This window comes from Bacillus sp. FJAT-27251, assembly GCF_001273925.1.
Lineage (GTDB): Bacteria > Bacillota > Bacilli > Bacillales > Cytobacillaceae > Mesobacillus_B.
In genome coordinates this window covers 3,385,035-3,406,993 of sequence record NZ_LIGG01000001.1, presented here as the reverse complement: position 1 = coordinate 3,406,993, position 21,959 = coordinate 3,385,035, and the positions used below count along the sequence as shown (strand labels likewise).

General features: G+C 44.4%; 22 protein-coding genes. 7 read left to right on the top strand and 15 right to left on the bottom strand.

The features are described from left to right. The first annotated feature begins 28 nt into the window (after positions 1-28). A complete protein-coding gene (locus ADU22_RS15860) occupies positions 29-697 on the top strand; it encodes an FMN-dependent NADH-azoreductase (RefSeq protein WP_053363022.1) in 669 nt (222 codons plus the stop codon). A 60-nt stretch (positions 698-757) separates the two neighbouring features. Here ADU22_RS15860 and ADU22_RS24335 read toward each other — a convergent pair whose 3' ends face one another. The 5 genes from ADU22_RS24335 to ADU22_RS15840 form a co-directional block, all read right to left on the bottom strand. Then, positions 758-910: a YpzG family protein gene (locus tag ADU22_RS24335; RefSeq protein ID WP_082252882.1), complete on the bottom strand. Its 153-nt coding sequence runs from the start codon at positions 908-910 to the stop codon at positions 758-760. A 113-nt stretch (positions 911-1,023) separates the two neighbouring features. Then, the gene (locus ADU22_RS15855) at positions 1,024-1,440 is read right to left on the bottom strand and encodes a GtrA family protein (protein WP_053363021.1); all 417 of its coding nucleotides are present in this window, start codon (positions 1,438-1,440) and stop codon (positions 1,024-1,026) included. Next, positions 1,409-2,488 (bottom strand): glycosyltransferase family 2 protein, encoded by a 1,080-nt coding sequence (locus ADU22_RS15850; RefSeq protein ID WP_082252881.1) that lies wholly within the window; start codon positions 2,486-2,488, stop codon positions 1,409-1,411. The genes ADU22_RS15855 and ADU22_RS15850 overlap by 32 nt, the downstream gene beginning before the upstream one ends. A 32-nt stretch (positions 2,489-2,520) precedes the next feature. Further along, positions 2,521-4,179, bottom strand: coding sequence for a DUF6044 family protein (locus ADU22_RS15845; RefSeq protein WP_053364605.1), 1,659 nt, complete (start codon positions 4,177-4,179; stop codon positions 2,521-2,523). Between the two features lie 158 nt (positions 4,180-4,337). Further along, the gene (locus ADU22_RS15840) at positions 4,338-5,036 is read right to left on the bottom strand and encodes a hypothetical protein (protein ID WP_053363020.1); all 699 of its coding nucleotides are present in this window, start codon (positions 5,034-5,036) and stop codon (positions 4,338-4,340) included. Between the two features lie 187 nt (positions 5,037-5,223). Here ADU22_RS15840 and ADU22_RS15835 point away from each other — a divergent pair, with 187 nt between their 5' ends. Next, positions 5,224-6,186, top strand: coding sequence for a YsnF/AvaK domain-containing protein (locus tag ADU22_RS15835; protein WP_053363019.1), 963 nt, complete (start codon positions 5,224-5,226; stop codon positions 6,184-6,186). A gap of 309 nt (positions 6,187-6,495) precedes the next feature. Next, a complete protein-coding gene (locus ADU22_RS15830; protein ID WP_231687966.1) occupies positions 6,496-8,175 on the top strand; it encodes an AAA family ATPase in 1,680 nt (559 codons plus the stop codon). 111 nt (positions 8,176-8,286) lie between these two features. Here ADU22_RS15830 and ADU22_RS25005 read toward each other — a convergent pair whose 3' ends face one another. From ADU22_RS25005 to ADU22_RS15820, 5 genes are all read right to left on the bottom strand, one after another. Continuing rightward, positions 8,287-8,433, bottom strand: coding sequence for a hypothetical protein (locus ADU22_RS25005; RefSeq protein WP_197280070.1), 147 nt, complete (start codon positions 8,431-8,433; stop codon positions 8,287-8,289). A gap of 185 nt (positions 8,434-8,618) precedes the next feature. Continuing rightward, positions 8,619-10,898, bottom strand: coding sequence for a helicase C-terminal domain-containing protein (locus tag ADU22_RS15825; RefSeq protein WP_353611386.1), 2,280 nt, complete (start codon positions 10,896-10,898; stop codon positions 8,619-8,621). A gap of 100 nt (positions 10,899-10,998) precedes the next feature. Beyond that, entirely contained in the window at positions 10,999-11,160 is a 162-nt protein-coding gene (locus ADU22_RS24725) for a hypothetical protein (protein ID WP_156324371.1), read from the bottom strand. Between the two features lie 138 nt (positions 11,161-11,298). Beyond that, positions 11,299-11,439, bottom strand: coding sequence for a hypothetical protein (locus ADU22_RS24720; protein ID WP_156324370.1), 141 nt, complete (start codon positions 11,437-11,439; stop codon positions 11,299-11,301). A 14-nt stretch (positions 11,440-11,453) separates the two neighbouring features. Further along, positions 11,454-12,674 (bottom strand): helix-turn-helix domain-containing protein, encoded by a 1,221-nt coding sequence (locus ADU22_RS15820; RefSeq protein WP_053363016.1) that lies wholly within the window; start codon positions 12,672-12,674, stop codon positions 11,454-11,456. Positions 12,675-13,170: 496 nt separating this feature from the next. Here ADU22_RS15820 and ADU22_RS15815 point away from each other — a divergent pair, with 496 nt between their 5' ends. After that, positions 13,171-13,953 (top strand): GNAT family N-acetyltransferase, encoded by a 783-nt coding sequence (locus ADU22_RS15815; RefSeq protein ID WP_053363015.1) that lies wholly within the window; start codon positions 13,171-13,173, stop codon positions 13,951-13,953. A 122-nt stretch (positions 13,954-14,075) separates the two neighbouring features. Here the strand turns inward: ADU22_RS15815 and ADU22_RS15810 are convergent, their stop codons facing one another. Then, positions 14,076-15,122 carry a threonine aldolase family protein gene (locus tag ADU22_RS15810; RefSeq protein WP_053363014.1) on the bottom strand — a complete coding sequence of 349 codons (1,047 nt, stop codon included), beginning with the start codon at positions 15,120-15,122 and terminating at the stop codon, positions 14,076-14,078. Between the two features lie 129 nt (positions 15,123-15,251). On the opposite strand from ADU22_RS15810, the gene ADU22_RS15805 reads away from it, so the two are divergent. Next, positions 15,252-15,677, top strand: a complete 426-nt coding sequence (locus ADU22_RS15805) for a CBS domain-containing protein (RefSeq protein WP_053363013.1) — start codon at positions 15,252-15,254, stop codon at positions 15,675-15,677. Positions 15,678-15,746: 69 nt separating this feature from the next. On the opposite strand, the gene ADU22_RS25000 is transcribed toward ADU22_RS15805, so the two are convergent. The 3 genes from ADU22_RS25000 to ADU22_RS15795 all read right to left on the bottom strand — a co-directional run bounded on the left by ADU22_RS25000 (position 15,747) and on the right by ADU22_RS15795 (position 17,829). Next, entirely contained in the window at positions 15,747-15,884 is a 138-nt protein-coding gene (locus tag ADU22_RS25000; protein WP_173427537.1) for a hypothetical protein, read from the bottom strand. A 157-nt stretch (positions 15,885-16,041) separates the two neighbouring features. Continuing rightward, a complete protein-coding gene (locus ADU22_RS15800) occupies positions 16,042-16,644 on the bottom strand; it encodes a hypothetical protein (protein WP_053363012.1) in 603 nt (200 codons plus the stop codon). A 171-nt stretch (positions 16,645-16,815) separates the two neighbouring features. Next, complete coding sequence (locus ADU22_RS15795; protein ID WP_053363011.1) at positions 16,816-17,829, bottom strand: C40 family peptidase; 1,014 nt, start codon at positions 17,827-17,829, stop codon at positions 16,816-16,818. Positions 17,830-18,348: 519 nt separating this feature from the next. Here ADU22_RS15795 and ADU22_RS15790 point away from each other — a divergent pair. Beyond that, positions 18,349-19,479, top strand: a complete 1,131-nt coding sequence (locus ADU22_RS15790; protein ID WP_502688765.1) for a TIGR04053 family radical SAM/SPASM domain-containing protein — start codon at positions 18,349-18,351, stop codon at positions 19,477-19,479. A 145-nt stretch (positions 19,480-19,624) separates the two neighbouring features. After that, positions 19,625-19,918: a HesB/YadR/YfhF family protein gene (locus ADU22_RS15785; protein WP_053363010.1), complete on the top strand. Its 294-nt coding sequence runs from the start codon at positions 19,625-19,627 to the stop codon at positions 19,916-19,918. A 120-nt stretch (positions 19,919-20,038) separates the two neighbouring features. On the opposite strand, the gene selB is transcribed toward ADU22_RS15785, so the two are convergent. After that, positions 20,039-21,922 carry a selenocysteine-specific translation elongation factor gene (selB, locus tag ADU22_RS15780; RefSeq protein WP_082252880.1) on the bottom strand — a complete coding sequence of 628 codons (1,884 nt, stop codon included), beginning with the start codon at positions 21,920-21,922 and terminating at the stop codon, positions 20,039-20,041. Between the last annotated feature and the right edge of the window lie 37 nt (positions 21,923-21,959).

The following is a 21,959-nucleotide window of genomic DNA, read 5'->3' as shown; positions in this document are numbered from 1 at the left end:
CCTATTAAATAGAGATAGGATGAGGATAATGCAAAAATTGCTTTACGTAACCGCCAATCCCAAGGGACTGGAGAAATCAAAGGGATTGCAAATCGGCGAGGCCTTCCTGGATGCCTTTTATGCGGAACGGCCTGATGTCGTGGTTACCAGGCTGGACTTGTTCAATCCCTGCATCACGATACCAGCCATGGATGCAGACCTGGTGTCTGCCCGAGGAAAAGTTGGAGGCTACGGGGTTCCGATCCACGAGCTTGTGGAAGATGAGCGTATGAAGCTGACAGCCATGCATGCTTTGGCTGACATGTTTAATAGCTATGACTATTATGTGTTTGTTTCACCGGTATGGAACCTCGGTTCGCCTGCTGTCCTGAAAGCGTTCCTGGACAATCTGTTCGTACACGGCAAAACGTTCCGGTTCACTGCGGAAGGTCCTATAGGCTTGCTATCCGGCAAAATGGGCATTCATATACAAACTCGCGGCGGCATCTATTCACATGGCCCGATGAAGGAGCTGGAGTCAGGGGACCGCTATTTGCAGATTGCCCTGAATTTCCTGGGTATCAGCATGCTCGACACCGTTTATGCCGAAGGACTCGATCATTTCCCACAACAAGTACCTGAAATTATCGCTGCTGCCAAGGAAAAAGCAAAAATTGCAGCCCGGGAAATGGCAAACCGTCCGGCTCATACACATTAAAACTGAGGATTAGCAGAAAAAAGACGCTGGCTGCGTCTTTTTTCCTTTTAGCCTTATTCCTTAGAATCGGTGTGCCTTGGCATTGCTTCTGGCAATAATGCTGGTCTGTGTCCTTTTGGTTTGACCATTCACTTGCGAATTCAAATGCTTCGGCCTAGTCCAGGTATGGTGGAAAAGTTCTGAGTGGGGATCTAAACGATCTTTGTAACTCATCTTATCACCTCTTAAAGGAATAGTTGAGCTTGATATCTTTTGTGGATATCATTAATATCGTTTGCTCCTGCCGGGGATTTTATCCTTCTAACTTAAAGGAACGACAGATATGGTCAAAAGACGAAAAGTTTCTGGCCAAGATAGTTGGAAATAGTATAAAAACCTGTCCCAAGAAAGACAGCTAATTCCTCTTTGGTGATGAAAACCGCAGCCCATCCCGGGAGAGACAGGATGTTTGCCGCAAATCCTCCCAAAGAATAGGAAATAACATAACACAACAAAATGACGGCAATGAATTTTGGAATCCCTGCCCCAATCGAGATATGGCTTTTAAAAGTAAATGCCCTATTCATAAAAAAGCTTGTACCTGCCCCGATTGAATTACCCGCAAAAGTTGCAAGCCAGTAGGAAAAGCCCGCGAAATTCAGCAATAAGAGCATGCTTGATAACCCAATCACTGTATTAATCATCCCGACCAGTAAAAAACGGAGGAAGGTGTTAGGTGGTTTTAGGATGTTTGCTGTAGTCATAGCCCCTGCCCACCTTCTCCAGGAGCAATTCTTCTTCCAGTTCTTCCTGCTCGTTCAGATCACCCTGGTCTCCTTCCTCCCATTCATGCCTTCGGCCAAGATTCATCATGTCGATATCTACAGTGAATTTAGGCCTTCTCTTTGTTTCATTATAAATCTTGCCGATATATTCCCCTACAAGCCCTAGAGCAATCAGCTGAAGACCGCCAATCAGCCATATGGAGGTAATCAGGGAAGTCCACCCAGTTTCTGTCTGCCCAAAAAGCTTCAAAGACAGAAAGTAACTGCCGAACATCATGCTGACAAGGAAAGATACAATGCCAATCAGCAAAACAAAGCGGATTGGAGTCACAGAAAAGGAAGTGATTCCGTCCAGGGCAAAAGCGAGCATTTTCTTTACAGGATATTTTGTTTCTCCGGCTAACCTTTCCTTCCTATCATAATATACTTCAGCAGACTTAAGTCCGATGAGCGGAACAATCCCCCTTAAAAACATATTTACTTCACTGTACTTTTCAAGTTCTTCCACGGCACGCCTGCTCATCAGCCGGAAATCAGCATGATTATAGACAAGTTCGACTCCCATCTTCCTCATGACTTTATAAAAGCCTTCAGCTGTCGTTCTTTTAAAGAATGTATCACTGCTTCGTTTCGCTCTTACGCCATATACCACTTCACAGCCTTGTTTATACAAGCTCACAAATTCACGGATTGCCTCAATATCGTCCTGGAGGTCTGCATCAATCGTGACAAGACAGTCAGAAGATGTCTTTGCCGAAAAAAGCCCTGCCAGCAACGCGTTCTGATGGCCGACATTTCCCGCAAGCTTAAGGCCCCGGATGTACTGTGACCTGATGCTTTTCCGGTAGATCAACTCCCATGTCTTGTCCTGGCTGCCATCATCCACAAAAAGGATGCGGCTCTTTTGCGAGACTTCCTTAGCTCTAGCCAAAGTGTCCAGAAAGTCCTCAAGCTTACTCATTGTATCAGGCAGAACTTCTTCTTCGTTGAAACATGGCACGACGATGGTAATCAATGGCTGCTCCAAAGGTGAAACCTCCTAGTTGTATCGTTTTGTGTTTAAAGTGCTTTATATAAATGGATTTTCCATGCCGATCTCTTATCGTCAAAAACTCGGTCGAGCGCCAGTCCATTCTCGGATGCATTCTCTATTGGCACAGCCGAAAGCAGATATCTCCCTCCCATTTCCTTAAAAGGTTCCATATTCAGTTCCAAATTCTCAAGCTTCCTTTTTGTATTTTTTTTAAACATATAATGCTTTCCGAGTTCATCCGTAAACAAATAGCAACGCCCCCCCCATTCATCAAAATAGGTTCGAATTGTCTTATTTTTCGCAAGTTCCTTTTCGATGATTTTCCTGAATTGATATTTGTAGGTGAGCGGATAAAAATTATTGTATGTATCCAGTGTGTAAAACCCATTATACTGGGCAATGGCCGGATGCAAGCCAAGGCTGGCCACCCGGTAATCTTCCTGATTTAAGCCAATGTATTCCTTTATCTGTTCAAATTGATCTTCAGCAAAAAACTCCTTCACACTCGGCTTATTCTGGTACACGATTTCCTCATTGGAAAACGCAAGAAGAATAATTTGGGCTGCAATCAGCCATGGAACCGCCCTTTTCCATAGCCTTCCAGACTGCCAGATGATTCTTAAACTTATAGCAAAAAGGACATAGATGATGAGCGGCCGGAGGAAATGATAACGGGCAAAATTGAATGTATCCAGGAAGTGAAAGCGCTCCGTAAACGGAAGCCATCCCTTATAAAACCAGAATGCATACCAGGCAGACAAAACAAAATTCAAGATAAATAAAAACAAAAAGGTCCTTTCCTGATTCCACCTCTTTTTTAAGCAAACAAAAAACAAGGCTAAAAATAGTACTGGCTGTATAATGGTCGTGTGAATGGTCAGCACATGGTTATGGCCGAGGAAGTAATTTTTGAATGTAAGCCTGATGGACTGGCCTAATGTAAGGCGGGCATGAAAATATTCATCCCTGCTATTTGGTTCATGGTCAAAGAGGAACGAGTAAACCAGGCGGTATTCCACCAGCATAAAAATGATGGTCATATAAGCAATAGCTAAAAGAAAAGCCCAATTCCACCCTTTTCCCCTAACCCCATCAACCAGCCAAAGGACTCCCATAGCACTAAGGAAAAAGAAAAAACCAAGCACGATGCTGCTGTATAGGGGTAACAGAGAAAGAACCAAATAGTTTTTCCAGGAATTTTCCCCATTTCTGATATTGAGGAATGCCCATAAAGCCAGCGGCATACCGAGGGTACTCAGCATCCCTGAGGGCCAAAAAGGAGTCATGGCAAAGGCCAGCGATGCACCAACATTAATAACTGCCCACTTAGGGTCGGCAATAAAATGTTTCTTAAGGAGCAAATACATCCCCCAGAACGCGACAATCCTCGTAATCGCCTGGCTTAAAGCATAGGCTGTCATAGTTGGGAACAGGGCATACAGCCAGACAATCAGGCTAAATTCCGTACCAAAGGCATTGCGCTGCAATTCGCCGTTAATCACCTGGGGTATCCTGGCATCTATGTCCCCGGTCAGCTGCCCACTTTCAACCAGGACTTTATACCATGCCAAATTGGAATCCAAGTTATCATGAACCCTGATATGAGCGTTTTCACCAAGAATAAAAAGGGGCGACAAAAACAGCACAAGCATGATCAGAGCCGTTATTATCAGCCTTTGTTCCATTTTGCCTTCAACTGAAACCAATAGTTACACCTCTTAATGGATGATTCTAGTTTTAAGTTTGGCTATACAGCAAGAAACTATTCCCTTATTTTCCAGACCGAACAACAAAAGAAAACAAGGATACAAAGGAAAAGCGCCAAAGACTGGCGCTTCAGAATCTATTCAATATAATCGTCATAACCTGTCAGTGAATCCATATGGCTGGCGATCATGGCGATAATGGTGCTGGCTTCTTCTTTGGTGAATATGAAGTTGGACTCATCTTTCAGGAGTTCTTCGTCCTCAGTCCATATCCGGTTTACACGACGAAGAACCCCGTCGCCTGTTTCAGATACAATCCCAAATTGATAGCTTACTTCTACTTCGTCTTCTTTCATAAATGCAGTGACTTCAGGTGTTTCCCATTCCACATCAATCTCTTCAAAAAGATCTGCTTCTGTTTCTCCAACTGCTTCTCCCACATAATACTCATTATCGTCATCATGATCCGCTTCAAAAATGACTTCCACACCTTTATCAGCCTCATCATCATAATACTCGGTTTCATTTGCAATAAACTCGTGGAAGTTGTCATGGACGGCATCGACAATATCATCAATATCAGAGAGTATCGTTCTTGCAGGCTGCTCCAGTTCGGCATCGAACGTTTCCACATAAAACTCTTCATTATAAGGATCAAAAAATAAGGAACTGAAATACGCCCTCTCTCCATCTTCTGTTTCTACAAAGAACTCAATGCGGGGATGTTTTGCACTTCGGTCTATCGACATATGACCAGTCTGATCGTAATCTTCACATATGGATTCCAAGTGATCCTGAAGCTCCCCTGTTACCCTGTCAAACCATTCCATTGACATATCTCCACATCCTTTCTTTCTTTTCATCACTATTATATCCATCTGCAAGCGCACCATCGCTTCCATATACATCCAATAACTTGATAGAACTGGAAGTATATCCAATAATCGAATGTTTTTCCATCCATATTCCGGGAATAAGCCCATAGAAAGCTAACTTATACCATAAAAGGAGGCTGCAAAATAAATGAAATCAAACATCATTGGAGTTTATAACTCACAGGATGAAGTAGTGGAAGCAATCCAGGAATTGCAGAACGATGGTTACAGAGTTCAAGAATTGGGAATAATCGGCAGAACACAAGGAACAGATTCAAGTATTGAAAACAAGACTGGCGCAAATACCCTGACCTTCTCGAGCGAGAGTGAAAATGACGGCCTTATTGACAATCTGTCCAATTTATATGAAGAAAATAATGATGGCCGTACAACTGAAAAATTTATGGAGCTTGGCATGACCAAGGATGAAGCACGGGAATATGTTTCGTTTGTGGAGGATGGAAAAATCATTCTATTCAGCGAGAATAGCGGCTCATACATGGACACAGGCAATACAGGAGCCGTAAGCGGCTCGACATTGAACGAGGATACCTTTAATAATCAAACCCCGAATGCCAGCCGAGCAGGATATAATTTTGAGGCTGACTCCAGCAGGAGCATGGGAGTAAGCGGACAATACGACAGCCTGACACAACAAAACGACCGGGAATGGAAGGACTCTCAAAATCAGTCCATGAAACTTCGTGAAGAAGAGCTGGATGTCAATAAGCAGCAGGTACAAGCTGGTGAAGTCACCGTCCACAAGGATGTGGTGGAAGAACAAAAAACAATCGATGTTCCTGTATCCCGTGAGGAAGTTTACGTGGAGCAGCGGAAAGTAGATGGAGACCGAATGGAAACAACATCCCCCATCGGTGATGATGAGACCATCCATATCCCTATTCGGAAAGAAAGGGTCGATGTCAACAAAAAGTCAGTGGTAACGGATGAGGTCGTAGTTGGAAAACGGGAGGTACAGGATACGGAAAAAGTGACGGAAAACCTTAAGAAAGAAGAAGTAAGACTCGAAGGCGATGACCGAGCAATTTCTGAAAATCTCAATGATAGGGACAATAGACAACAAAACCCTAATGGTAACCATATGCGCTAATTTAAAACGGAACTTCCTTATTTGGGAAGTTCCGTTTTAATGTTCACAATCTCTTCACAAAAAGGCTAGCGTGATTCAAGTCTGTAAAAAGGCTTCGTCACTAGAGCCACGCATATTCCCCACTCATTTCAATCATAAACCGACCGATATTAATTACATAAAATTACCATCCTCTTTCCTATTTATAACATAGCCAAGTACTTTATAATGATAAATAGATACAGAGAAGGAGATGGAACAATATTGAATTTACACAATTCCAAGCTGGTCTCTAAACTGCTCCCGTTTTTTGTGGCTTTTATTGTCATCATGGCTGCCAGTGTCACCTGGTTTGTCCAAAAAACCAGCCATGAAATTACCGTTCCATTTACGACAATGGTTAAAACAGCTGAAAACCTTGGTTCCGAAACGGCGGTCCTGACTGAGAAAGCGGATGGAACTCTGGAACTGAAAACAAAAGATGCCACTTACGTTTCAAATGTGCCGCCAAACAGCCAGATGGTCGATCAGCTGGTTGCGACAAATAATATAAATTACGTCTATTCCAATAACAGTAAATATGGTCCTTGGGTGATCGGCGGCCTCCTTCTATTATTGTTGGTATCTGCCATTGTGGTACAGAAGAAAACCCAGGGCGGCCTAGGAAATAAAATGAAAAGCAACATATCAAAGCCTGCTCCGCTTCCTACGATAACTCTTGAAGATGTCGGCGGCCTGCAGGATGAAATGAAGGAAGAAATTACCCAGACACTTGCCATCCTTAAGGATCCTGAACGATCTGCCCGGATGGGAATCAAGCCTCCCAAAGGGATTTTGTTATACGGTCCTCCAGGAACGGGGAAAACCCTGCTGGCCCAGGCGATTGCCCGCGAGCTTAATGCCCATTTCTTTTCAGCAAGCGGTTCCGCCTTTAATGAAATGTTCATCGGCGTTGGAGCTTCCCGTGTCCGCAGCCTTTTCCAGAGCGCTCGCAAACAACAGGGCCCTGCGGTAATTTTCATTGATGAAGTCGATGCGCTGGCAGGCAAAAGAAAGCCTCATGGCGGTGAAGAAGGTGAGAAAACCCTCACAGAGCTGCTGGTCCAGCTCGACGGAGGCCATTCCAATGACGGCATCTTGTTCATTGCAGCAACCAACCGGAAGGATATGCTTGATGACGCTTTCCTCCGCCCTGGCCGAATTGATTTTACCTTCCAGGTTCCATTGCCGGATACAAAAGGACGCCGGGAAATCATTGATATTCACACAAAAGGGAAAAATCTTTCCGAGGAAGTCCTTTCTTCCCTTGATGAACTTTCTGAAAGCACCTCCGGCTTTTCAGGAGCCGAGCTTTCATCCCTGTTTGCCACAGCAAGCCGGCTTGCCCTTCGCCAAGGGCGTGATTATCTTGCCAAAAGCGACCTTGATTATGCCCTTGACCGCACCATTCTTGGAAGCACAACACGGGCCCTGCAGGATATCGAAACGAAGCGCCGGGTGGCCATCCATGAGGCGGGCCACGCATTAATCGCGGCTGTTACAACCCCAGGTTCGGTAAGGAAAGCTACCATTGTTCCCCGGGGACAAGCCTTGGGTTATGTTGCGCCTATCCCTAAGGAGCTTCATCTTTCAACTACCAGCGATCTGCTTGATCGGGTTGCAATGATTCTGGCCGGCGGTGTCGCCGAGCGGATGTTCCTCGGGGAACACAGCATCGGTGTCAGCGGCGATGTCCAGCAAGCTAAGCAAATCATTGAGCAAATGGTAGATACCGGGCTGCTGCAAGACAGCTTCAGCCTCACTTTCAGCAAGGTGGACAAAGAAGCAAAAATGCAGGAACTGTTTGGGGAAGCCCTTCAAAAATCTGAGATGCTCATCTCCACGCATAAAACAGAGTTTAAAATCCTGGTAGGTGCGCTTCTGAAAAAAGAAACGCTCGAAGGTTCCGAAGTGGACGAAATTGTGAATGGAAATGTGCAATTGCAGCCTGAGGAACCAGTTACGGCTTAGGATATTGAATCAACCTCAAAAAGGACCGCCAAAATAAGCGGTCCTTTAAATTTATCTGACTTCCTTGGTTATAACAGACGATAGATAACCAGTCGCTTGCCGGGACATTGATTAAATGCCGGGGTCGATGGCTTCTCCCAACAGGCGGATATCTTCAACAATTTGCTGTTTCACTTCAAAGTCATGACAGTTCCGGTAATCTTTGAATAAACGGCCCAATTCCTCAATGAATATCAATACTTCTTCAACTTCCGCCATCAGCTGACTCCTTTGTTCGCAAGATCCCAAAATACTTGTTGGACATATTCAACGGTGGAATGAGATCGTCCTTAAAAGGAATAGTAGAAAAAGATTCTGAACTCATCCGTTCTCCCATTAAAAAGAAAGGGACGTGTTTTTATTTCCCTATTCTATACGCCTTAAACCTTTTTCAATAAAAAAAGTTACATATTTTTCAGCAAATGAAAGTCATTCCATACCAGCGGGAACATCCGGCGGTACTTTCCCTGAAGAAAACGGTCATCTATCAGCACAATGGTCCCACTGTCATTTTCCCCCCTGATCAGTCTGCCGCCTGCCTGAAGGACTTTGCACATTCCGGGAAACACATAGGCATAATCGTATCCGTTTTTGCCAATGGAGTCATAATGGTGTTTAATGAGGTTGCGTTCAAAGCTTAGCTGCGGCAGCCCTGTTCCAACGATGACCACACCCTTAAGCCTGTCTCCTTTTAAATCAATCCCCTCTGAAAAGATCCCGCCCAGGACAGCGAAACCGACTAAGGGCGCATCTGTTTGGGAAGAAAACGTAGCCAGATATGCTTCCCTCGCCTTTTCATCCATCCCGCTAACCTGAACAATAGCCTGCATTCCCTGTGTCCTCCATTCCTCGGCCACCATATTCATGTATTGATACGATGGAAAGAAAACAAGGTAATTACCCGGCCTGCTCTTCACGAGGGATTCAATGGTCCGGACGATCGGAATGACGGATTTCTCCCTGTCTGGAAACCTGGTAGACAGCGGCTGGATGTAAACATCGCTTTGTTCAGGAGCAAAAGGGGAGGGAAGCCGAAGAAGGTAGTCTCCCTTCTCGCTTCCCAGCATCTCTTTAAAATAATCAAAAGGCTCTAACGTTGCTGAAAAAAACACTTTCGCAAGGTAAGCTTTTCCTGCGTGTTGCAAATGCCTTGAGGGATCGAGGCAAAACAGTTTTAAGTACACGTCCCCCTTGTTTGCCTCTCCATGGATGATAAAACGGTCATCAGCAAGTTTCCCTAGCTGAAGCCAATCCTGAACACAGAAATAAGTTTCCAGGAGCAGCCCACGGCTATCTCTTGATAGAGCGAGTTCTTCCTCTGCAGCCCGGACAAAATTTTGGGTAATGGCATCAAGATTCTCCGGCAACTCTTCAAGTATGAATGGTCCTTTCCTCCCATACTGCTTTCGCAGCTGGATGAAAAATTCATTGAAAGCTTTTGCCTGTGCATACAAATCCTCATTTTTATTTTTGTACCTTCGCCTAATCTCAAGAAAAGGGGCTTTGTTCAGAACTGAAGAATACATTTCCCTTCCCCTGTCTACCAAGTTATGGGCTTCATCCACAAGCAGGACGGTCCGCTTCCTATGGTTATCCGTAAACCGCCTTAGTCCTTTACGACGGTCAAATACATAATTATAATCGCAGATAACAGCATCGGAAACATAAGCTAAATCAAGGGAAAATTCAAATGGGCAGACGCGGTGCCTGACAGCATATTGTTCAATTGTATCTCTGTCCATTATTCCCTCGCACGAAAGTATGTCAAGAACTGCTCCATTAATACGGTCATAATACCCACTGGCAAATTCACAATGCTCCTTAGTACAGATGGTCTCATCCTTAAAGCAGATTTTATCCTTTGCCGTGAGAGTGACACATTGAAAATGCAGGCCATTTGTTTCCAAACGCTTTAGAGCTTGTTCGGCAGCCTGTCTTGTTATGGTTTTAGCCGTCAAAAAGAAAATCTTGCCCGCAAGTCCCTCTCCAATGGATTTAATGGCTGGGAAAAGGGTTGATATCGTTTTTCCAATCCCTGTGGGTGCGCTTGCGAATAACGTATTTTTATCCAGGATGGTTTTATAGACAGCGCCCGCCAGCTTTTTTTGCCCGGCGCGATACCCTTTAAACGGAAAGCTGGCTGCCTGAATAGAAGTATCCCGTTTTTCCATATGCTTAAGCCTTGAATTGGCATATGGCGCAAAAAGGTGCGCCGCATGTAAAGCGGCTGCCTCCAGTTCCTTAAAGGAAACTCTCTTCGCAAACCTTATTACTTCCCTTGTATCAATCTGCATGTATGTCAGCTGGACCGTCATTTCTTCCAGATTATTTTCTTTAGCATACATGTAGGCGTAGATCTCTGCCTGGGCCCAATGGACAGGGAAAGTGGTTGCATCTATCAACGCAAGGTTCCCTGATGTCGATTTTATTTCGTCAATGATTATATGCCCATCACGAAATAGAATTCCATCTGCCCTTCCGTCCACTTTAAGAACGAGTTCTCCTATTTGAAGGTTTGTTTGCAAATAAACCTCACTGCCATCCTGATCATGATAGTTCTTTTGAACTTCCTGATGCGCGCGTGTCCCTTCAGTCATGCTTGTAACAGCCATGAATTGTGTTTCAATGCTACCGGAGCGATAGGCATATTCGACAAGCGCCCTTACCGAAATTTTATATTCCATGGCCATGCAGACCACCTTTTTCCTGGTTTATCTTTGTATCCATAATCTTGTCACTATTATAGCACATATGTTCGGATTTAGGTTGCAAAAAAATCTGTCCCTATTTTGGAACAGATTTTAATAAACAGGCTTCTTGCCAGCCTTTCGTATGCTCAAGCAGGGCATCAATTTCAAAGTGGCTCAGCAAAAAGCTGGAGCAGTCCTCGTCTGACTCAGCCGTCTCTGCCAGCAGCACATCAATATCCGTGTACAGGATCTCCATACCGAACCTCCTTATTTTAGTTTTGTCCAAAAGGACCAGTTACTAAAACATCCGATAAAGAGTTCCCGTTTATGGGGGTATGTAAAAATTTTTCTCCGGATTAACTGGCAGCAAGCCCCCGCTGAAAGACAATTCATTTTATACTGGGGGCAGGATTGGATGGCCTCCTCCATTAGTTATAAGGTCTGATACTGCCTGCAGAATTGCAGCGTCACTTCCTGTCACGGCCGCTATTGCCAGCAGCCCGGCAGATAATCCAATCATAATCATAATTTTCATCCCTTTTCACCCCCTTAACTGATTTTTTCCAAATAGATAACCGCTTTTTCAACTTTCCCCATTTTTTTATAATGGTTGGATAGCAATTTATAAAATTTCTTCAAATCGTCCATATGGCTTTGGCATTCTTCCACCACTGGAATTACCTTTGTTTCCAGATAGCTAAATGACTTTTCGGGGGTTTCAATGGCAAGCAAATAATAGGTAGCCAAAATTTGATATTTTCGTTTGGCCAACACTTTGGCAATTGAAGCCACTTCCAAAAAACAGCGTTTTGCACTTATGTAATCTTGCTGAGAATAGTGTATTTCACCAACTGTGTATAGGGTGATCAGATAATGTTCACATCCTTTTTCTTGCAGGGAGAGACTTTTATGCAAAGATGAAAGTGCTAGCTCAGGGTTTCCCATCTTTTCCTGGAGGTATCCCAGGTTATGATAGATTTGTGCTTTTATTGGCTGATCATTGAGAAGTCCCGCATTGCGGACTGCATGCTGTAAGCAATTCATCGCTTCATTGTAATTTCTAACATGGGTATAATTTATGCCAAGAAGCATTTGTACATGAAGGATCCTGATAAAATTATGATTCGCCGCAAAGCTTTGCAGGGCGAGAATTCCATAGTGGATCGCATAGACAGATTGTTCGAGGGAAGTTTTTGCCATGGCCAAATGATAATAAAGCTCTCCAGAATCCAGACCATGGTTTCTTTCGGCCGCCAGGCTTTCAAGGATGCTATCCCCCTTTTTAAAGAAGCCCTTTTTTAATAAGTAGATAGATTTCAAGTATTGAAAAAAAGCCAGCTGTTGTTGGGAAAAATTATTCGTTTGCTTCTCAAGGATCTCCTGCTGTTCCTTTGCCTCACAAAGGTTGCCGGCATAAATGAGGAAACGGAGTCTAACCAATTCAAAGGGATAAAGAAAGGAAGAAAACACAGCGATATCTTCCAGTTTCCTCAGTTCCTCCATGCATTGCTTAGCCTCATCTTTGAGATAATAGGTCATTTTCTCGTTCAATTCCGCAATCAAATGGCCGATTTTTTCTTCCCGTACAGCCATTTCATCAGGCTGCACCCCTAGTTTTTGCAGCAATAGCTTTAGTGTTTCCTCATTCACTTCCTTGGAGTTGTTTTCAATCTTGCTTAAATGTGGAATGGAACATATTCCGCTTGCCAACTCTTTTTGTGTCATTTTCTTTTGAATGCGATGATGTTTGATCAAAGCGCCAAAGTGCATATGTCCACCTGCCTCTTTCTGCCGCCTTTTTGCCGCTTTCGCTTTTCTTTTGTCCAGCTGCAGCGGCTAGGGGCTGGGTCATTAGCCAACCCGGCATGAAGGTCAAGGAACGACCTTCTTGCCGGCTTTTCTTATGCCTAACGCCCCTGATCAAGCCGCTTTCGCTTTTCTTTTGTCCAGCTGCAGCGGCTAGGGGCTGGGTCATTAGCCAACCCGGCAAGAAGGTCAAAAAACGACCTTCTTGCCGGCTCGTCTTATGCCTGACGCCCCTGATCAAGCCGCTTTCGCTTTTCTTTTAATCTATCACCTTTTGATGAAAGTTAAACAGTCAAAAAGACTCATTTTTTAATAATTTTATAAATTCTGAATTAACACAGGAAATAAGTCCCTTATTTTCCTATCAGGCTTGAAAAATTTAAAAATGGGATTGTCTGTGGAGAGACGGATGAATTAAGATAAATAAAACATTCCAAAAATAAAAAGGGTGGAGAGTAAGATGATTAGAAAACTAACGCAAGCGGACCACCAGGCAGTTACAGAGTTCCTATCGGAAGAGCCTTCGATCAACTTATTTATCATTGGCGATATCGAAGCATTTGGCTATGACACTGAATTTCAGGAGCTCTGGGGAGAGTTTTCAGAGGATGAGGCGCTGAAGGCGGTGCTGTTGAGATACCACAATTCTTTCATTCCATACGCCAAGGAAAACTTTGATGTAGAAGGATTTGCGGGAATCATAAAATTATTGTCCAAAGAACCTGTTTTATCTGGGAAATCAACAATCGTCGAACAATTTGAGAAAGTGGAAGGCATCCAGCTGGGCAAAAAGCAGCAAACTCATTTTGCTGAGTGCCGTAATGGAAACTTATTGGGTACCAGCTCCCTGCCTGTTCAAAAAGCCGGCATCAGGGACGTGGACCGAATTATTGCCCTGCGGGAGACAATTGATGAGTTTGCAGTTAATGAAAATGCCCGTCTTATGCTAAGGCAGGCATTGGAAACGGGTACAGGCAGGACTTATTTCCTTGAATATGATGGAGACCTCGCAGCCTGCGCCTCCACTGCAGCCGAAAACTCAGTTTCAGCCATGATAGTAGGTGTATGCACACATAAGGAACAACGTCATAAAGGCCTGGCAACCGCTGTAATGCAGAAGCTGTTCAGGGAGGTGCTGGACGAGGGAAAAATTCTTTGCTTATTCTACGACAATCCGGCAGCTGGCCGCATATATAAAAGACTTGGCTTCCAGGATATTGGAAAGTGGACGATGTACCGATAAATATTCCGGTTGTCTGGTTAATGTGAACAAACTTGATATTAGAATGGAACAAACTTGAATAAAACCACCTCCGCGGCAATCAGCTTTGCCTTGATCAATGGAGGTGGTTATTTTTAAATCTCCTAACCGATGACTTTGCCCTTAATTTTCGCAGCAGCAATTCCAATTTTTCCAACCGCTTCGGAAATTTGAGCTGCCTTGACATCATAATGGGTGACGAACCGGACATAGGATGGCCCAAAACCTCCCGCTAATATCCCCTCGCCTTTCAGTACGTCGACAAACTCAGCCGAAGTTATACCCAGCGAGCTTACATCTGCCACAATGATGTTTGTATCAACCTGGTTCACTAATCTTAATCCTTCTATGTTTCCGATGCCTTGAGCCAGCTCCCCCGCATGAAGATGGTCTTCTGCTAGCCGCTCTCTCATTTTCGTTAGGGCTATCAGGCCAGGAGCTGCGATGACTCCTGCCTGCCTCATGCCGCCCCCAAGGCGTTTGCGCCATTTCCGTGCAGCATGTATGAATTCCTTGCTGCCGGCGAGTATGGACCCTATTGGGGCGCCGAGCCCTTTTGACAGGCATACCTGGACAGTATCGGCATACTGTGCATATTCTCTCATATCCACACCGGCTGCCGATGCTGCGTTGAATAACCTCGCCCCATCAATATGTACGGGCACACCTTCTGCACTTGCCTCCATGTATATTTCCCGCATATTAGCAAGGGGAACAACAGCTCCACCCGCCCGGTTATGGGTATTCTCCATGCAGATTAACCCCGTTTCAGGATAGTGGATATCCACTCCCCGGATCGCTTCCCTTACGGCAGCAGGATCCATTGCTCCCCGGTTCCCCATGATGGTTCTAGTCTGGACGCCAGCAAGCGCGGACACTGCCCCCGATTCATAGAAGAATATGTGGGACTCTGCCTCCAGGATAACTTCTTGAGCAGGGCGGCAATGAGTAAGGACCGCAATTTGGTTCCCCTGTGTCCCGCTTGTTACCAGAAGTGCAGCTTCCTTGCCAAGGATATCGGCGGCACACTCTTCCAGGGAATTCACCGTTACATCCTCACCGTATACATCGTCGCCAACTTCAGCATTGTACATCGCTTTTCTCATTTCCTCCGTTGGTTTTGTTACCGTATCGCTTCGTAAATCAATCATCTGCCATTTCCCCTTTTCTGTTTTAGCGTCACCCAGATTTTATTTTAGCATTTTCCTGCAAAAATCTAGCAGTTTTCTTTTTGCCGGCAGTGGTATACAGATAAAAACCGAAAAAGGAGGAATAAAAAGATGAAAGTTTCAGATGTTATGACAACCAATGTGGAATCTTGTTCCCCTGATACTCCCTTATATGAAGTAGCCTCCAGAATGAGGGAACTGGAGGTGGGTGTTATGCCAATATGTGAAGAAGAGCAGCTTGTCGGCCTTGCCACGGATAGGGATATGGTCCTTAAAGGAATTGCCGAGCAAGTGCCCGCCGACGCCCCCATTTCCCAGGTAATGACAAATGACCCTGTTAGAGGGACAAAAAACATGAGTGCTGAAGAAGCGGCGGATATAATGGCAGATGTCCAAATACGCCGTCTTCCTATAGTGGAGGATGGTAAGCTGGTGGGAATCGTCTCACTTGGAGACCTGGCAGTCACTGACCAGACAAGCAATGAAGCCGGACAGGCCCTTGAGGAGATTTCATACCCTTCCGAACCTTCGAGCTAATGGACGGGAAAAATCCGCACGCAAATTTGCGTGCGGATTCATTCTCATCCAAAACTTGTCCTTCATCAGCTAATTAATAACTTCAATCAATTGCATGATGTCTTCATATATTTGCTCTTTAAATTGCATATCGTTACAGCGTTGATAATCCTCAATCAATCGTCCCAATTCCCTGATAAAAATAAGTTTTTCGTCTTCATGAATCATATTGCATGCTCCTTGGGTGGGCCAAAAGTCTCATACATTCTAAATGTAGCATACTTTTAGCAGACTTTCAAAATGTTATGGTTTTTTTATCGTATGTAAAAAACCATTTATTATTCAAGTTGACGAAGATTCTTCCCAGGAATCATGCGTTCTAAACTTATTCGTCTCGCTCCTCTTTGACCACCGTTTCCAACGTAACACCGCGGCTTTTCAGGCTTTCGATTACCGGTTCCATCTCATTGTATAGCTTGGGGGATATGTCGAGTTCAACTTTCTCCTGCCCAAATGAAAAAATAAGCTTGTCTGCTTTCAAAGTGCCTCCATCCGAAGTATTTATCTGCGCTATCGTTGTCAGCTTCTCCCAAGGATACCTTTCCTCCTGCAATTTCCAAAGCTTATTATAATAAAAACCGTTTTGGTCCATGTAATAGTAATTCGTAACGGATAAATAGCTCATTCCAGCAAATGCAGCTAAAGTCATGATTGATACTGCCGCCATCAGGATCCGGCTTTTTTTTCCATGTGTCCTGGATTTAACGAACACGAGCAGAATCATCACAATTGGAACTATCATTAAAGTAATTATAAAAGCCATAAAAGCAGAACGCGGCGTTTCAAAAAATAACTGGCTTTCCCTGATGAACAATGTCTGCTGCAGGAGATTGACAATAAAAATCCCTGCCGGCAGCGCAGCAAAAAACATAATAATTGCTGTGGCAATTATATAAACTGAAAATCTGTCTGTATTGTGTTCTCTCACTTCTTTTCCCCTTTTCCTTCTATATATTTCACCCTTTTATTTCTATTCTCGCTTATCGTCATATTCCCCTTTATTTTCCAACTTTTCTGATAAAAATATAATGTGCATTTTTAAAAAATAAAAAACCTCCAAAAAGGAGGTTTATAGGTTAGCAGATTGGGTTATAGTCTATTAAAATGTGGTTCTGCTTCCAAGATAGCGAGGCTTCCAGTAAGAATTATTCATATCGCTGATCTCAACGCCTCGTGAAGATCCTGCATGGATGAACTTGTTGTCGCCAAGATAAATCCCTGCATGCGATGGGCCGGAAGTATATGTCTCAAAGAAAACAATGTCGCCCACTCTTGGAGCCGAAACAGGTTTGGTTGCAGACCAGATTGTTGCAACAGTCCGCGGGATGGAAATGCCCACCTTGTTGTATACGTATTGCAGATAGCCGCTGCAATCGAAACCAGATGGTGTGCTTCCTCCCCATACATAAGGAACACCAATATACTTTTTAGCCTCTGTTACGAGAGCATTTACTTTTGCCGAACTGCTTGTCGCGGAAACAGTTGTCACAGTTGCTGGAGCAGATGCTGCGGCTGTTGCTGTTGTTGCTGTACCGGAAACCTTGAGAACTTGTCCAACAAGAATCAGATCGGATGTAAGGTTGTTAAGCGATTTTAATTGTGAAACCGATACATTATGGCGAACTGAAATTCCGGAAAGAGTGTCCCCGCTTACTACCCGGTAAGTGCTTGTACTGGATGATGGAGCAGAAGCCTGGGCTGCTGCAATGGTAACAGATCCTGATACACGCAAGGTCTGTCCGGGATGGATTACGTCGGATGATAGACCATTCAAGCTTTTAAGCTGGCTGATCGACATGCTGTAGTTTCTTGAAATTCCCCATAAAGTATCGCCTGACTTCACAACATAAGTGGCACTTGAAGTGCTTGCAGAAGCTGTGCTTGCCTGTGCATTTTCCTGAGGTGCAGCTACTGTAAGTTTTTGGTTGACAAAAATGGTTGAAGAAGATAATTGATTCCAAGTCTTTAAGTTATCTACTGTTACATTATACGTGTTTGAAAGTCCCCATAAAGTATCTCCAGATTTAACAGTATGCACGGCGGCACTCGCTGATCCTAAAGATGTAAACAAAAGTCCTGCTGTCGCTGCCATCGTAACTAGCTGTTTTTTCATTTTTGCATCTCCCTTAAATTTAATCACAAGATTATACTAAAGTTTCCCTTGCTTGTTTTGTACACATAAAAAATGGTTGATTGTCCAGGATTTTCCACTCCCAATATTCTCGCATTCCAGGTAAAAAGAGCCAAAACCCTTGGTATATATAGGGTTTTGGCTCTTTTTTTTCATAAGGTGGAAAGACTATGTAATATTCCTGAAATAAAAGCTTAATGTTTTGTAATACATATTTTGGCTATAAAGCATTCCCCTTTCCTCTATAACCAGTTTTAAGGTGGGATATAGGATAGGATGTCAGTAAATCCCTGGCTCTGTTAGATTTTTTGTAACATTCCCTCCATGTAATTGTAACAATCCTCCCCGGTATAAGAACGGATAAAATTTATAATGAGGTTATGAATGAAAAGAATGAACTCTTTTCAACGCTGGCTGTTTTTGGCCTGTAAAATTATGAAAAGTTTGGTGATGAAGATGCATGGACATGGAATTGAACAAGGAATGGGCGAAAAAAAGGGAATGCACCCAGGGGGAATTGATTTTAATCATAATCCCTACATCGTGATATGGGAAGTGACCAGGGCTTGCGAGCTTAAGTGTGTACACTGCCGTGCCGATGCCCAGGTAAGGCCGGATCCCCGGGAGTTGACTCATGAAGAAGGACTGGACCTGATAGACCAGATTTATGATATGGGAAACCCTATGCTTGTGTTTACTGGCGGGGATTGCATGCTGCGTGAGGATCTCTTTGAGCTTGCCGATTATGCTGTCAAGAAAGGGATGAGGGTTTCAATGACCCCTAGTGCTACGCCCAATGTTACGATCGAGAAAATGGCAAGAGCCAAAGAAGTCGGGCTGTCCCGCTGGGGATTCAGCATCGATGGTCCAAATGCAGCCATTCATGATCATTTTCGTGGTACTCCGGGGGCATTTGATCTCACGCTGGAGAAAATCGAGTATCTTAATCAACTGAATATGCCGCTTCAAATCAATACTGTTATCTCCCGTTATAACTATGACCACCTTGAAGAGATGGTTAAACTTGTGACCGATATGAAAGCTGTTATGTGGTACATCTTTTTATTGGTTCCAACCGGCCGGGGACAGATGGAGGACTGCCTTACTCCTGCTGAGCATGAAAAAGTATTCCGCTGGCTTTATGAATTGAGCAAGACAGCGCCATTCGATATCAAAACCACGGCTGCACAGCATTACCGCCGCGTAGTTTTCCAGCAAAAAGCCAGGGAACAAAAAGTGGATAAGAACGAGATCCGCTATGAAGATACGCTGACGAAGGATATGGCATCGGTTATCGACGGCCTGAAGCGTGCGCCAAAAGGAGTGAATGACGGAAACGGATTTGCCTTTGTCTCCCATATTGGAGATGTCATGCCCAGCGGACTATTGCCAATTGTAGGCGGAAATGTGCGCGAAAGGCCACTTGCGGACATCTATCGTCAAGCAAAGGTGTTCAGGGACCTTCGGCAGCCGGATCACTACAAAGGCAAATGCGGAATTTGCGAATTCCGACATGTATGCGGCGGATCGCGCTCCAGAACATATGCCGTTACAGGAGATTATATGGAGAGTGAGCCATTCTGCGTCTATATACCAGAAGCCATGCGAAAAAAGGAAGCCATTCGGCCCTGACAAAGGTTTACCGTCCATTTCAAGCCTTTAAAGATAAAGGAAATTTGACGCTTTGGTGACAGCTCCTTTTGCTGTGATAAGAAGCACAGCGACTAATGACAATGGCAGATTACAATAAAATTAACGAAAGGATGGTGCAAACAATATGATTACAATCGATCAAAATGCATACAAATGGTTTGAAGCAGAGTTCCAGACCGAAAAACCGTTTTTCATCCGTCTTTACCCTCAATATGCCGGTTTCGGTGAAAAGAATAAAGGCTACAGCCTCGCTTTCTCATTGGAGAACCCGAACATAGCAGCAACCAAACAGGAAATCAATGGTATAACCTTTTATGTTGAATCAAATGATACCTGGTTTTTTAATGAAACGGATGTCAATATAAAATTTTGCGACAACAAGCAGGAAGTGTTTGCCAGTTACGCAGAAAAGCATTAAAACCCGAGAGCCTCCGCCTAACTGGAGGCTTTTTTACTGTCTTCCTGATATTAATAAGTTTCAATATATTCCCCCTCTTTTTTCCCATAAAAACAGCGGACGATTGTGTCCGCTGTTCCTTTATTTACGCCAAATCCGTTTATTTTCTACACGTTTTGTAAGCCCAAGCGAATCCAGCTTTTCCAAAAATGGAATCATGTATTTCCTTGACAGGTCGACCGCCTCTTTCGCATCGCCAACTTCGAATTCAGCCGCTGTATATTCCTGAAGCTTGGAAACAGCATCATCAAAATTCACCTTATGCCAATAGTATTGATTATCAAGCGGCATGATGATTCCCTGTTCTTCAAGGAATCTTTTCAATTCACCCGAAAGGCTGTCGGGAATTCCGGCACTTTTGATATAGTCATCCAAATAACGGACCTTCAAGCCATCTTTCTTTAACTCGGCAATTAAATTTTCCGTTCGCTTCTCCCAATTTTTAGGGACATGCGGCGTAAAGCCGGAAGTTTTGACATACTGTTCTCTTCTGCTGAATACCTTATTCTTTATCCCATTTTCTATCACAAAATCGACCAGATTCCTTGGGAAGGATTTCTGCAGCCCCTGAATGAGTTCCGCTTTGTTTAACCCCTCCCTCAAGGGATGCAAACGGTGATATTCCTCTAGACGATCTGTGATATCATCTTCGATTGCCTCCGCCAGCTTCCGTAATGTATACTCTTTTGCGCTGAAGTGCAAAAACTCATCGGACTGTAGGGTCGAAATCAGCGTTCCTTCGTCCAGGGCCGTCCTTTTGATCAGTTCTGCCAGAGTCAGGCTTTTCGCCTCGTATAGAGCAGCGGCCACCCGTTCCGAAGGAGTTCCCGCCTTCTTTTTCTCAAGCTCGGCTATCGTTTTTTCGCCGAATCGATATTTGTTTCCCCTTGGGTCGATTACCCAGCCGCCGCCAATCGTCTCTTGCGGGCTGGGCCTGCGGATGATGAACCGGTCGCCGCGTTTTGTGACAATCTCCTCATCCAGCCGCAGCTGACAAAGAATTTCGCCACTGTCTTCCTTTACGTCATTGCGGTCAAAAAAGACGATTCGGCCCATGACTTCTGCTGTACCTATATGGCATTTGATCGGTGTCCTTTGTTTGACAAGGTGTTCAAGGTCCTCGACTACGCGGATGGCAACATCTATTGTCCTTGTTACGATAAAATGCTCTGAAGATACAAGGACATCGCCCCGTTCAATATCCTCCCTTGAAACCCCGGAAAGGTTGATTGCTGCCCTCTGTCCGGCAAATGCTGCTTGAGAGGGCTGGTGATGAACCTGCAGCTGCCTGGCTCTGACGTCGATCCCCTTCGGCATGACTTTAAGGAACTGGCCTTCTTCGACTTTCCCTTCATAAACGGTTCCCMTGACCACAGTTCCCTGTCCCTTAACCGTAAATACCTGGTCGACCGGCAGTCGGAAGGCTCCGCGGGAATCACGGAATTCCTGCTGCTTCAGCTTTTCAATGATCAAACTCTTCAACTCTCCGATCCCTTTACTGGAAAGGGAATCGACCATCATAAACGGAGAATCTTCGAACACTGTTCCCTCTAGTTCACCAAGGATATCATCCTTCACAAGATCGATAAACTCCTCCTCAACACGGTCAATCTTGGTTATGGCGATAATTCCTGCCTGAATGCCGAGGAATCCCAGGATATCCAGGTGCTCTCTTGTCTGAGGCATGACACCCTCATCTGCGGCAACGACCAGAACGACCAGGTCAATCCCGGCAACTCCGGCAATCATTTGGCGGATGAATCGTTCGTGACCTGGAACATCTATGACCGATACCTGAATTTCTTCATCCTCATATAATGGAGCAAATCCCAATTCTATCGAAATCTGCCTCTCTTTTTCTTCCTTTAGCCGGTCTGTATCAACATTCGTCAACGCTTTCGTAAGCGAAGTCTTTCCATGGTCGATATGACCTGCCATCCCAATCGTAAAATACCTTTTGCTCAAAATCGACACCCTCTTCTTTATCTCTTCGAGTACTACT

Excerpts from the sequence above, each read along its gene's own strand:
- ADU22_RS15860 (WP_053363022.1), top strand. The coding sequence starts at position 29 with ATGCAAAAATTGCTTTACGTAACCGCCAATCCCAAGGGACTGGAGAAA.
- ADU22_RS24335 (WP_082252882.1), bottom strand. The coding sequence starts at position 910 with ATGAGTTACAAAGATCGTTTAGATCCCCACTCAGAACTTTTCCACCAT.
- ADU22_RS15855 (WP_053363021.1), bottom strand. The coding sequence starts at position 1,440 with ATGACTACAGCAAACATCCTAAAACCACCTAACACCTTCCTCCGTTTT.
- ADU22_RS15845 (WP_053364605.1), bottom strand. The coding sequence starts at position 4,179 with ATGGAACAAAGGCTGATAATAACGGCTCTGATCATGCTTGTGCTGTTT.
- ADU22_RS15840 (WP_053363020.1), bottom strand. The coding sequence starts at position 5,036 with ATGTCAATGGAATGGTTTGACAGGGTAACAGGGGAGCTTCAGGATCAC.
- ADU22_RS15835 (WP_053363019.1), top strand. The coding sequence starts at position 5,224 with ATGAAATCAAACATCATTGGAGTTTATAACTCACAGGATGAAGTAGTG.
- ADU22_RS15830 (WP_231687966.1), top strand. The coding sequence starts at position 6,496 with ATGGCTGCCAGTGTCACCTGGTTTGTCCAAAAAACCAGCCATGAAATT.
- ADU22_RS25005 (WP_197280070.1), bottom strand. The coding sequence starts at position 8,433 with ATGGCGGAAGTTGAAGAAGTATTGATATTCATTGAGGAATTGGGCCGT.
- ADU22_RS15825 (WP_353611386.1), bottom strand. The coding sequence starts at position 10,898 with ATGGAATATAAAATTTCGGTAAGGGCGCTTGTCGAATATGCCTATCGC.
- ADU22_RS24725 (WP_156324371.1), bottom strand. The coding sequence starts at position 11,160 with ATGGAGATCCTGTACACGGATATTGATGTGCTGCTGGCAGAGACGGCT.
- ADU22_RS24720 (WP_156324370.1), bottom strand. The coding sequence starts at position 11,439 with ATGAAAATTATGATTATGATTGGATTATCTGCCGGGCTGCTGGCAATA.
- ADU22_RS15820 (WP_053363016.1), bottom strand. The coding sequence starts at position 12,674 with ATGCACTTTGGCGCTTTGATCAAACATCATCGCATTCAAAAGAAAATG.
- ADU22_RS15815 (WP_053363015.1), top strand. The coding sequence starts at position 13,171 with ATGATTAGAAAACTAACGCAAGCGGACCACCAGGCAGTTACAGAGTTC.
- ADU22_RS15810 (WP_053363014.1), bottom strand. The coding sequence starts at position 15,122 with ATGATTGATTTACGAAGCGATACGGTAACAAAACCAACGGAGGAAATG.
- ADU22_RS15805 (WP_053363013.1), top strand. The coding sequence starts at position 15,252 with ATGAAAGTTTCAGATGTTATGACAACCAATGTGGAATCTTGTTCCCCT.
- ADU22_RS25000 (WP_173427537.1), bottom strand. The coding sequence starts at position 15,884 with ATGATTCATGAAGACGAAAAACTTATTTTTATCAGGGAATTGGGACGA.
- ADU22_RS15795 (WP_053363011.1), bottom strand. The coding sequence starts at position 17,829 with ATGAAAAAACAGCTAGTTACGATGGCAGCGACAGCAGGACTTTTGTTT.
- ADU22_RS15790 (WP_502688765.1), top strand. The coding sequence starts at position 18,349 with ATGCACCCAGGGGGAATTGATTTTAATCATAATCCCTACATCGTGATA.
- ADU22_RS15785 (WP_053363010.1), top strand. The coding sequence starts at position 19,625 with ATGATTACAATCGATCAAAATGCATACAAATGGTTTGAAGCAGAGTTC.